Genomic DNA, 14,284 nt, shown 5'->3' on the forward strand with positions numbered 1-14,284 from the left:
AGGTACGACAAACTCGCAGTCCGCTACGAAGCGACCGTGCTGGTCGCAGCCATCAACGAATGGCTGTGACCAGCACTTTCACAACACGCCCTAGCGCGGCAGCACCGTCGCCGGGCAGGACCGATGAGCTCGGCGACGTCGGTAGCCGGGGCGCTGCTCATCGGCGACGGGGATCTTGTCAGCGTCCACCGCCCAGCAGCCTGACAGCCCGCGGCACTTACGCTGCAGGGATGGGGGGAGGGACGGGCACAGCACTGAGCCTTGGCCCCGCGATCACCGCGGTACGGGCTCCCGGTAGCGTCACCGGGACACTCGCATCGAAAGAGAGCACCTACTCGCGGACCTCGGCATCGTCGGGCAGGCAGCCGGGCTGTTCGCCGTCACGAACATCGACGACATCCTGATCCTGGCCCTGTTCTTCGCCCAGGGCGCCGGCCACCCCGGGTCCACCCGCCGGATCTTGCTGGGCCAGTACCTGGGCTTCGCAGCAATCCTCGCCGTGGCGGTGGCCGCCGCCTTCGGCGCCACCTTCCTGCCTGAGTCGGCCATCCCGTACCTCGGCCTGCTGCCGCTCGCCCTGGGCTTCAAGGCCGCCTGGCAGGCATGGAAGGACCACCGCGACGGCAGCGGGGACCAGGAAGAGGAGCAGGAGGTTGCCAAGGACGGCGGACCGAGCCCGTTGGAGGTCGCCGCAGTCACCTTCGCCAACGGCGGCGACAACATCGGCGTCTATGTGCCCGTCTTCGCCACCGCCGGCATCGGCGGGATGAGCGTGTACGCCGCGGTGTTCCTCGTCCTCGTGGCCGTGTGGTGCTTCGCGGGCAGGTTCTTCGCCACCCGACCCGTCATCGCCAGAGCCCTCGCGCGCTGGGGCCACGTCCTGCTGCCCCTGGTCCTGATCGCCATCGGCCTGCTCATCCTCATCGAAGGCGGCGCCTTCGGCCTGTGACCCCGGGCGGCACAGCACCGGACCAGTTCGAAACCCTCACGACACCGGCCGCCTCCCAAGTGGGAGCCGACGCCGCAGGCCGAGTCCCCATCCCGCGGCGTCGGTGACGGGATCCACTCGGCTACTCCTCGGAACTCTTCGAGGACGGCGGCAGGGCCGTGTCCGGCAGCCGTTCCGGCTTCTGCCATCGCGTCGTTCCGATCAGGAGGGTTGCCGGTCCTGTCCGCCGGCCGCTGGAAGGTGATCCGGCAAGGGGCGCTGCTGGACCTGCCCGCTGTCTCCGGGCGGGACGCGTCGTAGGTGAGCAGCCGGTCCGCATCGACGGTCGCGAAGTGATCTTGTCGCATCTCGTCATGCTCGGAGCGCCACGAGCCCCGGTCGGCGGTGGGAGCCAGTGCCTCGCGCAGGATCCGCAGGTGCTCGGGGTAGGAGAAGGGGCCTTCGGACAGGAGCAGGCACCGGTGCGTGCGGGAACGGAAGGTGTTGAACCACGGTGCGAGGCCCGGCTCCATGTCTGCGAGCAGTTCGGAGCCGGCGTGTCCGCGGGCCCAGCTCTCGATGAACTCGGCCGCGCCCAGGGCATGCGTCTCGTACCAGCCCTCAGAGGATACGGGTATCGCTCACGGTCCTGTTCGGGAGATTCCGTGGGGTGGACGCCCTGCCACTCGATGCCGTTGTGTAGTCGTCGGGCAGCCGGGTACCGATCGATGCCTCCACTGCGGCCCAGCCCCCGTGGGCGTCCACGGGTCCGGCCGGTGGTGTCACGCGCTGCTCATGTGGTGGCGCGGCGGCTGCCATGTCTCACTCTCGCGTTCACTCGACGGCTCGACGCGGTGATCGACTTCGACAGCGGCGCCGGCTCGTTGCTGCCGGCACGCTGCCCCGACGCGCCGTCGCCAACCCGCCATCGCCACCACGTCCTACACGGCCGTGCGGGCCGCCACCCGGTGAAGGGTGACGGCCCGCGGTAGCACGCCGGTCAGTGGTGACGCCGGCCCCACGACTCCGTGTCGACGGTGCGCCCGCGGTCATCGCGCAGCGTGGCGGTGTCGCCCTGGTTGCCCCAGATGTACTCGCGGCTGTTCTGGAAGAGGTCGGTGCGGGTGTCGCGGCCGTTGCCGGTGTGGATGCGGATCGTGGCGCGGGCGTTGATGCGGACGTTGTCGAAGCGGTAGCGGTTGCCGTCACTGTCGCGCAGGGTCCAGCCGCGCAGGTTGACGGCGTCGCGGGTGGTGTTGGTGATCTCGACCCATTCCGCGTTCAGGGAGCGGTTCGAGTGGTCGTCGCGTCCGGGGCTGTCGGCCTGCACCCGGCTGATCTCCACCCGCGGACGCTGGTGGTGACCGTCCTGGGCGGCCGCCGGCAGCGACGCCGCGCCGACCACGGCCCCGGCGGCCAGGACGGTGGCGGCGATACGGCGAACGGAGGAAGAAACAGAAGTCATGAGCGAAGCTCCCTGAAGAACAGCGCTCCACCAGCCGAAACATGCCGGTGAGGCGGTGTGGGTTCCCGGCCCGGATGAGCCGAGGGCCACACTCTCGACCCCGCCCCCACACCTCCGCAGCCCCCGCCGGGGCCGGTTACCGGAGCAGGACATTCCCGTCACACTCACTTGCACACCACACACATACCAACCGGGCAGGGCCCTGACATCCACTGCCCGCTACACCCACCCACACCACCAGCCGCATACCGGAACAGTGCACTCCGGCGCACCACGCGGCGCACTTACGGCACGCCTCACCCAACCGGACCAGCTGACCAAGTAACAACCGTTCTGCGAAGTTCTTCGCACTCACGTCCAAATACGGAGAAAATTTCGCACCTTGCGGCCAACCGAGCGCCGAACCCGAAGCCGGTGGGCATGCACGAGCCGGAGCTCGTGGCGGGAAAGCGCGACGCGGCTGGGCTTCGCGCTGCTGGCGAAGCACTACACCAAGCACAGACGGTTACCGCGGGACCGGATGAAGTGGTCGCCTTCGTCTTCGGGCAGATGAAGGCGTCGGTCGCGGAGCCCGACTCCTGCCGGGGTACCGGCAGCACGATCGAGTACCACCGTGCCCAGATACATGAGCATCCGGGGTTCCGGGCGTGCTCGGTCACGCTCCAGATCGTGCCCGCTGAACCGCCAGGGGCAGACCCGCTCGGCCCGGCCGAGCGGCGCGGCCATCGGCCCGGCGAGGACGGGTCGATGGTGAGGCCGCGGACGGCCGGGCCTGCGGCGTCATCGACGTCCGCGGAGTTCCCGCACGAGTTCCGCCACGGCGCACAGGCGCGTACAGCGCCGCGAGCGGCCATGCCGCCCACGTGCCGGTCACGCGCGTCCGGCAGACGGAACCGCCGTCACTCCGGAGCGTCCGGCGTCCTCCACCCTGAAGTGGACGGCGGGCAAAACCGTCGCCAACCTGGTTCGGACGAGCACCGGTGCCCACGGCATCGTCGACCTCTGGAACCAGGGCTGGGACGCCGCCGACCTGGTCATCGACATCTTCGGCTACTACGACGACAAGTAGGGCCGGCCGGTGGGGGCCCTTCGTGGATCGACTCGGGGTGAACCGCGCGGATACCCTCCTCGCGCACCCAGGTCAGCGGGTCAGCTCGCTCGTACGGGGGCCCACAGGCTGACGCTCCACACGTCCCCGTGGCCCGCGTGGTAGCCCCTTTCCTCCTCCTCGTCGTCCACGACGACTACGGACACGCAGGAGTTCTCCGCCCGGTACTCCAGGAAGCCTCCCTGGTCGCTGATGGTGAACTCCGGGACCGCAGGCGCCTCGGAGAGCGCCTTCCGTACCTCGGCCCACGCCGTGTACGGGGCGAACTCGACGCCCGTGCACGCGGCCCACCGGGCCGCCGGCTCCGGGGCGTTCGCGAGGCGGTGCAGCTCGATCGAGCCGCCGGACATCACCCACTCCTCCCCGGGGTTGAAATAGAACTCGACGAACCCGTAGTCGCGGCGCAGCGAGACTCCGCCCTCGCCGACGACATCGACGCGGCGGTGCTGCAGCGCACGGTCCACCTCGGCGAGGGTGGAACCGATGCCGATGCCGTGCAGGCGCCCGGTCGCGATGAACGAGGCGAGGAACTCGATGCCGGTCATGGCCAATTCTCCGGTTTGTCGATCAGGGCCGCGCCATGAAGCATCGCAGACACGCAGGCCGAGCATGACGGCCGCCTACGAGCGTCCCGCGGTGCCAGCCGGTCGGCGCGCGGGGGCGTCAAGAGCTCGTACTCGGAGCTGGCGCACGCCAGGCAAGCAGCGGGCCGTACGGGGTCAGGAGGCCGACGATCGGCGAAGGGCGGGGCCGACGTCGAGGCGGCCGTCCGCGGCACCAGCACGAGAGCGGCGCCGTCGGGACCCGTTGCCGGGCGCCGAGCGGCGCCTGCCGGCGCGACGGTGGCGAGCGGGAGCCTGGGTGGGCCGTCAACGCGCCGGGCCGGACAGACGCCGTCCCCGCCTGACCCTCCCCCGTCGGGTGCACCGAACGGCCTACGATCATGGCCATGACCACCGCCTTGATCCTCATCGACGTCATGCCGCGCATCATCGGGCTCCCGCTCGCACCTCACTCCGGGGACGAAGTGCTCGCGCGCTGCAGCGCGTTGGCCAGGGCATTCCGGGCCGCTGGTCAGCCAGTGGTGCTGGTCCGGGTAGACCGCCCGAACGTTGCCCAGCAGCCGCCCGGCAGCGACTTCGCCGACGGCCTGGTCCAGGGAGGCGACATCACCCTGGTCAAGCGCACCATCGGAGCGTTCTACGGCACCGACCTGGACAAGCAGCTGCGCGAACTCGACGTGGACACCGTGGTACTCGCCGGCCTGGTCACCACGATGGGTGTCGAATCCACCGCACGAGCCGCGGCCGACCACGGCTACGAGCTCGAGTTCGTCGCCGACGCCATGTCCGGCCTGGCCGCGGACGAGCACGAGTTCACCGTAGAACGCACATTCCCCCGCTTCGGCGAGGTACGCAACACCGCCGACTACACCTGACACCGGCTCCCCCACGGTCGTCCGTACGATCCCGCCGTCCCCGAGGCGGCGAAGCCGGGGCCAAGGCCGGACCCACCGGGCCCGGGCCGCGGGCACGGCAGCGTCAGAGGTGGACACGATCGTCTCTGGATCGAGGCGCCGGGTGAGCGCGGGGACCCTCGGCGGGGAGCCGAGGGTGAGCAGGAGTTCGACCTTGATGTCGGGGTTGGCGTGCAGGGCCTCCCAGGTCGTGTAGGTGCCCAGGAAGTGGGCGATGACGATGTCGGGGGCGGCGCGGCGGATCGTGTCCGCGATGCTCTCGCGCACCAGGCGGCGTCGTTCCGGCCAGGTGGTGTACGCCTCCACCTCGCGCAGGTTGGAGACGATGGCTTGCTGGACGCGGTCGAACGTCTGCTCCCCCAGCCGGTCGGTGAGGCGGTTGCCGCGCCCTTCCGGCAATTGGCCGAGCATCCATTCCACGGGTGCCATACCGAGGTTCATGGCGTCCTCGGGCACCTTCACCCCCGCGGCGGTGAGCCACTCCGCGACCTCGGACGCCTCGCCCTTGTCCAGGTCGTCGAAGTCCGGTGTTCTCTCGCCGGATTGGGCGTTCCCGGCAGTTCCCGGGCAGTTCCCGGCGCAGCAGGTGCGCGTAGTAGGCGACCTCCAGCTCCGGGACCCGTGTGTCCGGTGACACCGTGCAAGACTCTCGGCGAGCCGCCGCTGCCAGCTCAGCGCGCGGCGCTCGGCCGCTTCGGGGGCGTCGCGCCCCGCAGGAAATCGAACATGCCGTGGACCACTACGATTGGTGCCGTCCCCGTACCCATGGCGCGAGCGCCATACGCCCGTCGGGGAGCTCACAGGAAGCGGCGGATCGGCTGCACCGCCAGTTCCCGGGCCCGCTGCAGGGTGGAGCGCCTGTGCCAGCGGCCCTTCAGGATGAGTTCACTCGCCGCGATGTCCTCGTCGAAGTGTGCGTCGAGGACCCCGGTGAACCGCTCGTCGAGAACGGCGAGCATCACCTCTTCGTCGTGGTCGAGGGAGCGCCGGTTGAAGTTGGTCGATCCGACCAGCGCGGCGACACGGTCGACGGTGATGATCTTCGCGTGCATCATCGTCGGCTGGTACTGGTAGATCTTCACCCCGCGGGCGACGAGGTCCTCGTAGTGGTGCTGGCCCGCGAGCTGGCATACCCGCTTGTCGGTGTGGGGGCCGGGGAGGAGGATCTCCACGTCGACCCCGCGTCCGGCCGTCGCGCACAGCAGCTCGACGAAGTACGCGTCCGGTGAGAAGTAGGCGGTTGCCAGGCGGAAGCGTTCCTCGGCGGATTCCAGCATGACCCGCACCAGAGTCTGCATGTCCTGCCAGCCGAAGCTGGCCGAGCCGCGTACCACCTGCACGATCGCGTCGCCTTGCGGGCGGTGGTCGACGAACCGGTCGCGGTCGTCGAAGAGTTCGTCGTGGCACTCGGCCCAGTTCTGCGCGAACGCGGCGGCGATCCCGTCCACGGCGGGTCCCCGGACCTCGACGTGCGTGTCGCGCCATTCGTGTTCGTTGCGGGCGTCGCCGCACCATTCCTCGGCGATGCCGACCCCGCCGGTGAACGCGGTCTCCTCGTCGACGACGAGGACCTTGCGGTGGCAGCGGTGGTTCTGCTTGAGCGGGGAGAGACGGAGGGGCTTGCGGAACCAGGCCACCTGTACGCCGGCCTCCTCCATGGCGTCCAGCAGTTCCCTCTCGATCAGCCGGCTGCCGAAGCCGTCGAGCAGGAGCCGGACCCGTACTCCGGCGCGGGCCCGATCGGCGAGGGCCCGGGCGAAGTCGCGGGCTATCTCGCCCTTCCAGTACACGAAGGTCATCATGTCCAGGGTGTGCCGGGCTCTGCGGATGCCGGCGAGCATCGCGGCGAATATCTCGTCCCCGTTGCGCAAGGGGGTGAGGGCGTTGCCTTCGGTCGCCGCTATCCCTATCAGGCGCTCCAGGCGGCGCCGGAGCCGGGCCACGCGGGCGTCGGCGGTCGGCACGCTCAGCGTCCGCGGGAGCTCCGGGATCGACTCGGCGGACTCTTGCGTGAGGGTCATGGCGTCTCCTGGACCGAACGGGTTGGGGGGAAAGGAGTGCAGACACCGTGTGCCCCGTTGGGCGCCGCCTGAACGCACCCGCCGGCACGGCGCCTCGGTCGTGTTCTTCGTTTCCGTGTGTCGTGGCCGGTGCGAACGGGGCCGCGCGCATGGTGGGAGCCGTCCGACGCCGGGCCGCGTGGCCGGGGCGGCATGTCCGGACGGTTCGTGGGCACCCGGCAGGGTGGGGGGATCGAGCAGGAGGGAGCAGGGAACGATGGCATCCGCCTCGTCGCCGGAGGACTCCGCGCCGGCCACCATGGGCACGGTGACCACAGCCGTGCCGGCCCGTCTCGACCGTCTGCCGTGGTCCCGGTGGCACTGGATGATCGTGATCGGCCTCGGTACCGTCTGGATCCTCGACGGGCTTGAGGTCACCATCGTCGGCAACGTCGCCGGACGTCTCGCCGAGGAGGGCAGCGGCCTGGACATCACCGCCGCCCAGGTCACCGGCGTCGCCGCCGCCCTCTATGTGGCGGGAGCTTGCTCGGGGGCGCTGTTCTTCGGCTGGCTGACCGACCGCTACGGCCGCAAGAAGCTCTTCATGGTGACGCTGGTCGTCTATCTGGGTGCGACCGCGATGACCGCGCTGTCGTTCGAGTCCTGGTGGTTCTTCCTCTTCCGCTTCCTCACCGGTTTCGGTATCGGAGGCGAGTACGCGGCCATCAACTCGGCGATCGACGAACTGATCCCGTCCCTCTACCGGGGCCGGGTCGACCTCATCATCAACGGCACTTACTGGCTGGGCGCGATCGGCGGCGCCCTGCTGTCCGTGGTGATGCTGGACACCGACATCTTTCCGCAGAACCTCGGCTGGCGGCTGAGCTTCGCCCTCGGGGTCGTCCTCGGACTGGTCGTGCTGCTCGTGCGGCGGCACGTTCCGGAGAGCCCGCGCTGGCAGTTCATCCACGGCCGGGACGAGGACGCCGAGGAGCTGGTGTCGTCCGTGGAGCGGAGGATCGAGGAGGAGAAGGGCGAGCGGCTGCCGCCGCCGGCCGGTGAGATCACCATCCAGCAGCGCAAGAGCATCGGGTTCGGTCTCATCGCCAGGACGGTCTTCGGCCGTTATCCGCGCCGTGCGGTCCTCGGGCTGTCGCTGTTCATCGGGCAGGCGTTCCTGTACAACGCGATCACCTTCGGCTTCGGCACGATCCTCACGACGTTCTTCGACGTGCCGACGGGGCACACCGGCTACTACTTCGCCGTCATCGCCGCGGGCAACCTCCTCGGCCCCCTGCTGCTCGGGAAGCTGTTCGACACGGTCGGGCGCCGGATCATGATCTCCTCCACGTATCTGCTGTCGGGTGTGCTGCTGTTCGGGACGGCGTGGCTGTTCGACCGGGGTTCGCTGACGGCGACGACGATGACGGCCTGCTGGTGCGTGGTGCTGTTCTTCGCGTCGGCGGGTGCCTCCAGCGCGTACCTGACCGTGTCGGAGGTGTTTCCCATGGAGACCCGGGCGATGGCCATCGCCTTCTTCTACGCCCTGGGTACCGCGGCGGGCGGTATCAGCGGCCCGCTGATCTTCGCCGACCTGACCGAGTCGGGCGTGGTGGGTGACACGGCGCTGGCCTTCCGGATCGGCGCCGCGCTGATGTGCGCCGCAGGTCTGGTGGCGGCGTTCCTGGCGGTCAAGGCGGAGCGTCGTTCGCTGGAGGACATCGCCGAGCCGTTGTCGGTGGCGAAGCCGACCGCTTCCTCCGGCTGACCACTGGTCGGCGGCGCTGCGCACCCGTGCGGCCGGGACCAGGGTGCTCAGCCGGCGCATGCGGACGGGCCATGTCGGGCACGCGCGCAGCGTGACCGACATACCCCGCACCGCATCACATCGCAGCTGTCCGCCCGGCGCCGCCCTCGCGGCGCGCACCCGCGCCGCGCTGCTGCGTACGGCCGCCCGCGTGTGGACCGACAACCTCGCCGACCACGCGGCCGCTCTCACCTATTACGCCGTCCTGGCGCTCCTGCCCGCGCTCGTCATCGCGGTCTCCCTCGTGGGACTGCAGGGCGGGGCGACGAGGGACCGGCTGATCGCCGAGCTCACCTCGTACGCTCCGCCGCAGTCGGCGCAGGTGTTGCGCGACGCGCTCGGCGGTCTCGCGGCGGAGCAGGCGTCGGTGTGGGCCCTGCTGATCAGCGGGGTGCTGAGTGCGTTGTGGTCGGCGTGCAGTTATCTGGCGGTGTTCCGCCGTGCCCTGCACGCGATGCACCAGGTGCCCGACCGGCGGCCCCCGCTGCGCGCGGCCCACTTGCTGATCGTGAACGCGGCGCTGCTGCTGGTCCTGCTCGTCGTCGCCGCCGCAGGGCTGGTCGTGTCCGGGCCGCTGGCCCGGCGGGTGGTGCAGACCGTCGGTGGGAGCAGCCCGGAGGCCATCGCGCTCCTGCGCTGGCCCGTACTGCTCGCGGCCGTCACGTTCCTGGTGCTGGTCCTCTTCCGGACCGGACCGGCCCAGAGCCGGGGCACCCGCCGCGGCCTGCCCGGCGGTGTACTGGCAGCCCTGCTCTGGCTGGCCGCCTCGGTGCTGTTCACGCTGTACACGGAGCTGGACACCTACGGCAGGCTCTACGGCTCGCTGGCCGGCATCGTGGTCTTCCTGGTCTGGCTCTGGATCGCCAATCTGGCCCTGCTCACGGGGGCCCAGTTCAACGCCGAACGGGCCCGAGAGCCGGCCGCCGCACCGCGCGCCTGATCGGCGCCGCGAACGGCCTGAGGCTGAACGCCGCCAAACGGCGCGGGCGGGGCCCCGTGAGGGGCCCCGCCCGCGCCGTGTACCGCAGGGTGCGGTCACCAATAGTGGCGCCGGCCGCCGACCGCGTGCCCGACCGAGCCCAGGAGCCACAGCACCGCGCCCACCACCAGCAGGATGACGCCGATGGTCCACAGGAGGGAGATTCCGGTCAGAAATCCGATGAGCAGGAGAATCAGTCCGACGGCGATCATCACATACCTCGTTCTCACGTTGAGTTCGGCGGAACGGTTGCACCGCCGTGGCGCCTCAGACGGCGTCTGCCCCCGAATTCCGTCTCTATCTGTGCGGTACCGCACGCCGTGCCGAACGGGCTCAGTGCAGGATGCTCACCGCGCGGGCGATCACGAGGAGCGAGGTCAGCAGCGCCGAGACGCTCTGGACGCTCATCAGCAGCTTGGCTCGCGTCGACAGCGGCATGGTGTCCGTCGGGCTGAAGGCGGTCGAGTTGGTGACGGACACGTACAGGTAGTCCGGCAGGCTGGGTACCCAGTCGGATGTTCCGCTCGCTCCGTCCGCGACCTCCCCGACCGCGTCGTCGTTCTCGTCCTGGGAGAACCGGAAGTCCGCCAGCGGAAGCTGGTCACGTGGCAGCTGGGTGCGGCTGACGGGACCGCCGCGGTCGAGTTCCCAGTAGGCCAGGCCGAAGGCGATGACATTGGTCAGCCAGACCTGCAGCGCCGCGACCAGCAGGGCCCGCCCGTCCTCGACCTGGGCGTTGAGAAGCTCGTGGACGAGGATGCCGAGGGCCACGAGGTTGCTGATCACGATGAGCAGGACGAGCGTGAGCGACAGGATCCGGAAGGTCTTGGTCTGGCGGGTCAGCCGCCGAGGGTTGATCGCGATCAGCGGCAGGAGCAGCAGAACCTCCAGGGCGGGCAGCACGTAGCGGGGCGCGACGAGCAGCTGCTGGGGCAGCGCCAGGTAGAGGGTGATCGCGGTGAGTGTGGCGACCACGGCAGGCGCCCGCGCCTCCCCACGCCGTTCGTGCCGGGGGTGCGTCGCCGGGGCATCGGCTCGTCTTCGCGACATGGTTGCGATTCTCCTTACCCGGCGTGGCCCCCGAGGGTGCGCCGGGCGCACCGGAGCACCATGGCGGCCAGGTCACCACCCGTGCGCAGCAGCTCCCGCTGCACGCGGGCGCCGTTGCCGCGGGACTGCAGTTCGGTCAGGCCGGCCTTGACGAAGCCGGCGTCCCCGTTGTCCTCCAGAGCCTCCCGCACATGGTCGTACAGGCCCCGGACCACGGTTTCGGCGGAGTCCTCGCACAGGGTGGCCGGGTGGATCAGCGGTCCGTCGAGCCCGGACCGGGCCGCGCGCCAGGCGGCGAGCCGGAGCAGGCTCGTATCGGCCGCGGGCGACGGCTCGCCTTCCCGCCAGTCCCGGGCCGCTGTGTCCACCAGGCCCCGTACCAGAGCAGCCAGCAGTACGGCGGTCGACGCGTCCAGGCAGACGTCCGCCACGCGGATCTCCACCGTCGGGTAGGAGGCGGCCAGCCTCGCGTCGAAGTAGATCATCCCCTCGTCGCGGATGGCCCCCGTGGCGACCATGGCCCGTACCCGCTCGTGGTAGCGCTCGGGCGAGCCGAAGACGTCCACGGGGCCTGCCGAGGGCCAGCGGTTCCAGACCCTGCCGCGGTAGCCGCCGTACGTGGTGTCCTCTCCCTGCCAGAACGGTGAATTCGCGCTCAGCGCGGTGAGGACGGACAGCCAGGGCCGGATGCGGTCGAGAACGGCCACGCCCTCCTCGTCGGAGTCGACCGCCACGTGCACGTGGCACCCGCAGGTCAGCTGTTCCTGCGCGGGCAGGCCGAACTGCCGGGCGATCCACTGGTAGCGCTCGCCCACGCTCAGCGAGGGCTCCACCGGCAGCGGGCAGGTGGCGAGGGCCGCCACCAGGACGCCGGCGTCTTCCGCGTGCCGCGCGGCCTCGGCGCGCCAGCGGCGGATCTCCTGGTCGAGTTCGTCCATCCGGGTCAGCGGGCGGGTCGCGCACTCGACCTGTTCCTTGTGCAGTTCCTTCTCCAGCGGGATCTCCCCGCCGGCGCCGGCCGCCCGGCCTCCGGAGCGCAGGGCCGACGCCAGCACCGCGCCGGCGGAGGCCGCCGGCTGCCCCGTCCGCGGATCGACCAGCAGCAGTTCCTCTTCGACGCCGACGCTGCGCATGCGGGACCCTCCGCTTGTTCTCCGTGCCGTTCCCCCGGGCGTATGCCCGCTTCCGCGTCGGCCATCCGCGCTCTGACCCGGACGCCCGGCTCACTGGGCGAACAGGGTCATGGCGAGCAGCGCGCGGAGCCGGTACGGCAGTGGGGCGTTCGCCATGGCGGGGACGTCGGGGGCGAGGGCCAGGAGGGAACGGCACCAGACGGACACGCCCCGCGCTTCACGTGGTGGCCCCTTTCGGGAGACGGGCGCAGCCGGCCTTTCTGTGAGGTCCGGCTGACCGTGGGTGGGTCATGCACAGACTGCGCGCGGACGGGTGCGACGCGGGTCACCTGCCGCCGGTCGAACGTATCGACAACGCATCTTGGCGAGCTCTTGGGCAGGGATCCTCCTCATGCGATCGCCGGTTGTACCCGCAGCGACCGGGTAGCCCTTCGGGGGACGACCATCTCGTCCGCACCGCACGACGTCCGCACCGCACGAGAGGAGGAGCGGTCCATGCACTCGTTCGCCCTGCCGCTGATCCCCACGGAGGAAGGCGGAGTGATCATCCCGGCCGAGCAGGTGACGGCGCTCCTGCGGGGAGTGGCCGAGGGCTGGACGGCCGCTGTGGAGGACGACTCCCCCGACACCGATCCCGAGACGGTGCGGGCCATGAGCGAGGCCCTCACCCAGCTCGCCGACCAGATCGACGCGGAGTGCATAGCCTGCGCCTCGCGGCCGGACCAGGCGCCCGAGGCGCGCACGTGAACGGCCTGTCGGCCTCCGACGAGTCCGCCTCCCAGCGGGAGCGACTGGAGCTCTCGCGGGCTTCCACGACCGCGCAGATCGCGGCTCTGAAGCACGACTTCGACGGCATCGTCGAGGCGAACGCCCTGGTGGCGGTCGACGACGAGCACGATCCGGAGGGGTCGAGCACCGCGTTCGAGCGCGCCCACGTCGCATCCCTGCTGAGCCGGGCGGCCGAGCACCTGGAGGAGATCGACCGGGCGCTGGACCGCTTGGAGCGGGGTGCGTACGGGTGGTGCGAAGGCTGTGGCCGACGCATTTCGGCGGCACGCCTGGAGGCGCGGCCCGAAGCGGCCACATGCGTACGCTGCGCCGAGGCGGGCCTGCGACAGCGGCCGGCCACCCCCTAGGGAGTGTCGTCAAAGTGGCGTCGGCCGCCCGAGAGGGCGGGGTCGGCGGGGTCTGGTGCGTGCGATCGCAAGGCGGAGGAGGGAATCGACGCGGTGGGGGCACCTCCCAGCGGTAGCTGGGGGACGTCGATGACCGACGACAACGCGGCGAGCGTGCGTGCCAGGCCCCGCCGACCAGACGGGACTTTGACGACACGACCTAGACGATGGCCGGCGGGGTCGCGTGGCCGTCGGGGTCGATCTGGTGCCGGCACGGTGGGCACGGGGCCTGTCCCAGTCGGCGTGGTGCGGCGTGGACAAGCAGGGCGGCCGTACGCGGTTGCCGGCTCAGGCGGGCCAGGTACCCGACACGCGCCGTACGGCAACGGCCCCGGAGCGCTGGACGGCCGCCTTGACCAGGGCGAAGATCGCACCCTGGATGGCGGCGGCGATCAGTATCTCGCGCCAGTGCCGTTCCTCGTCAGTGGCGTTCGGGACGTCGTCCTCGTGCCCGGCGAGTTTCCAGACCTCCTTGAAGAGCGCGCCGGCCAGCAGGCCGGCGCCTGCGCCCAGGGCCAGCCCGACCGGCTTGTAGGCCACCTTCGATGCCTTCATCGCACGCCTCCGTTCCTCGTCCCTGGCGCTCTTCCCTGCTCACCCCGACGCGGCTCGCTCCCCCATGCCTGAGCGTCGAGGAGACGCCCTGCCGGAGTCTGCCGCCAGGTCAGCCCCCGGAGCGGTCCCGCTCGCCTGCCCGGCGCTGGGCTCGGCACTCGGCGTCAGCGCGTCTCCGGCTTCGCGGTCGTGGCGGCCCGGCATGACGGCGTCTTCGACCTCCCGGCGGGCTTGCCTGTGCCGACCGCGAGGAGGACCTCCTTGCCGAAGATCCGCGGACCGGTGTCCACCACGACGTAGGCGGAGCCGGCTTCGTCGGAGTGCTTGTCGACCTTGCCGATGCCGGCGTCGACGGCCTCGACCTTGAATCCCGTCAGGTCGATGCCCTCCAGATGGCCCGAGGGCTCGCGATGGCCCCACACGTTCTCCGTCATGAAATGCCTCCATGCTGGTCGGGCAGGAGCCTCATCACAGCGCGCCTGCCCCTCGGAGGCGGTCTCACACCCGCCGACCAGAACCTGGTTCGGCACACGAAGTCCAGCGAACAACTGCTCCTCCCAGACGGCCACCGGCGTCGAAAGCAGACCGGCCGGCGGCCGACGGGGGC

14 protein-coding genes and 1 pseudogene are annotated in these 14,284 nt (G+C 70.6%); 6 read left to right on the forward strand and 9 right to left on the reverse strand.

Annotated features, from left to right (window positions below; genetic code table 11):
- Positions 1-388: 388 nt before the first annotated feature.
- The gene (locus tag ACFXGI_RS33565; RefSeq protein ID WP_384715235.1) at positions 389-949 is read left to right on the forward strand and encodes a cadmium resistance transporter; all 561 of its coding nucleotides are present in this window, start codon (positions 389-391) and stop codon (positions 947-949) included.
- A 979-nt stretch (positions 950-1,928) separates the two neighbouring features.
- Here the strand turns inward: ACFXGI_RS33565 and ACFXGI_RS33570 are convergent.
- Together ACFXGI_RS33570 and ACFXGI_RS33575 are read right to left on the reverse strand one after the other, a co-directional pair.
- On the reverse strand, positions 1,929-2,393 hold the full coding sequence (locus ACFXGI_RS33570; RefSeq protein WP_384715096.1) for a lamin tail domain-containing protein: 465 nt from the start codon (positions 2,391-2,393) through the stop codon (positions 1,929-1,931).
- Between the two features lie 1,149 nt (positions 2,394-3,542).
- On the reverse strand, positions 3,543-4,046 hold the full coding sequence (locus ACFXGI_RS33575) for a hypothetical protein (RefSeq protein WP_384715099.1): 504 nt from the start codon (positions 4,044-4,046) through the stop codon (positions 3,543-3,545).
- A 404-nt stretch (positions 4,047-4,450) separates the two neighbouring features.
- On the opposite strand from ACFXGI_RS33575, the gene ACFXGI_RS33580 reads away from it, so the two are divergent.
- Positions 4,451-4,939: an isochorismatase family protein gene (locus ACFXGI_RS33580; protein WP_384715102.1), complete on the forward strand. Its 489-nt coding sequence runs from the start codon at positions 4,451-4,453 to the stop codon at positions 4,937-4,939.
- Positions 4,940-5,775: 836 nt separating this feature from the next.
- On the opposite strand, the gene ACFXGI_RS33585 is transcribed toward ACFXGI_RS33580, so the two are convergent.
- Positions 5,776-6,999, reverse strand: coding sequence for a phosphatidylserine/phosphatidylglycerophosphate/cardiolipin synthase family protein (locus tag ACFXGI_RS33585; protein ID WP_384715105.1), 1,224 nt, complete (start codon positions 6,997-6,999; stop codon positions 5,776-5,778).
- Between the two features lie 256 nt (positions 7,000-7,255).
- Here ACFXGI_RS33585 and ACFXGI_RS33590 point away from each other — a divergent pair, with 256 nt between their 5' ends.
- Together ACFXGI_RS33590 and ACFXGI_RS33595 are read left to right on the forward strand one after the other, a co-directional pair.
- The gene (locus tag ACFXGI_RS33590; RefSeq protein ID WP_384715108.1) at positions 7,256-8,746 is read left to right on the forward strand and encodes an MFS transporter; all 1,491 of its coding nucleotides are present in this window, start codon (positions 7,256-7,258) and stop codon (positions 8,744-8,746) included.
- 91 nt (positions 8,747-8,837) lie between these two features.
- Complete coding sequence (locus ACFXGI_RS33595; RefSeq protein ID WP_384715111.1) at positions 8,838-9,725, forward strand: YihY/virulence factor BrkB family protein; 888 nt, start codon at positions 8,838-8,840, stop codon at positions 9,723-9,725.
- A 95-nt stretch (positions 9,726-9,820) separates the two neighbouring features.
- Here ACFXGI_RS33595 and ACFXGI_RS33600 read toward each other — a convergent pair whose 3' ends face one another.
- The 4 genes from ACFXGI_RS33600 to ACFXGI_RS33615 all read right to left on the reverse strand — a co-directional run bounded on the left by ACFXGI_RS33600 (position 9,821) and on the right by ACFXGI_RS33615 (position 12,154).
- Positions 9,821-9,976 (reverse strand): DUF6131 family protein, encoded by a 156-nt coding sequence (locus tag ACFXGI_RS33600; protein WP_199813733.1) that lies wholly within the window; start codon positions 9,974-9,976, stop codon positions 9,821-9,823.
- Between the two features lie 121 nt (positions 9,977-10,097).
- Entirely contained in the window at positions 10,098-10,814 is a 717-nt protein-coding gene (locus ACFXGI_RS33605; protein ID WP_384715114.1) for a hypothetical protein, read from the reverse strand.
- Positions 10,815-10,828: 14 nt separating this feature from the next.
- Positions 10,829-11,947 carry a glutamate--cysteine ligase gene (locus tag ACFXGI_RS33610; RefSeq protein WP_384715117.1) on the reverse strand — a complete coding sequence of 373 codons (1,119 nt, stop codon included), beginning with the start codon at positions 11,945-11,947 and terminating at the stop codon, positions 10,829-10,831.
- Positions 11,948-12,037: 90 nt separating this feature from the next.
- Complete coding sequence (locus ACFXGI_RS33615; protein WP_384715120.1) at positions 12,038-12,154, reverse strand: respiratory nitrate reductase subunit gamma; 117 nt, start codon at positions 12,152-12,154, stop codon at positions 12,038-12,040.
- 288 nt (positions 12,155-12,442) lie between these two features.
- Between ACFXGI_RS33615 and ACFXGI_RS33620 the strand changes: the two genes are divergently transcribed.
- Positions 12,443-12,694 carry a DUF6213 family protein gene (locus ACFXGI_RS33620; RefSeq protein WP_384715123.1) on the forward strand — a complete coding sequence of 84 codons (252 nt, stop codon included), beginning with the start codon at positions 12,443-12,445 and terminating at the stop codon, positions 12,692-12,694.
- Positions 12,691-13,083, forward strand: a complete 393-nt coding sequence (locus ACFXGI_RS33625; protein ID WP_384715125.1) for a TraR/DksA family transcriptional regulator — start codon at positions 12,691-12,693, stop codon at positions 13,081-13,083. The genes ACFXGI_RS33620 and ACFXGI_RS33625 overlap by 4 nt, the downstream gene beginning before the upstream one ends.
- Positions 13,084-13,410: 327 nt before the next feature.
- Here the strand turns inward: ACFXGI_RS33625 and ACFXGI_RS33630 are convergent, their stop codons facing one another.
- Together ACFXGI_RS33630 and ACFXGI_RS33635 are read right to left on the reverse strand one after the other, a co-directional pair.
- Positions 13,411-13,677, reverse strand: a complete 267-nt coding sequence (locus ACFXGI_RS33630; RefSeq protein ID WP_384715128.1) for a DUF4235 domain-containing protein — start codon at positions 13,675-13,677, stop codon at positions 13,411-13,413.
- 236 nt (positions 13,678-13,913) lie between these two features.
- A pseudogene (locus tag ACFXGI_RS33635) lies at positions 13,914-14,111 on the reverse strand (PRC-barrel domain containing protein); the annotation flags it as partial.
- Between the last annotated feature and the right edge of the window lie 173 nt (positions 14,112-14,284).

The organism is Streptomyces sp. NPDC059355 (assembly GCF_042752335.1).
Taxonomy (GTDB): Bacteria; Actinomycetota; Actinomycetes; order Streptomycetales; family Streptomycetaceae; genus Streptomyces.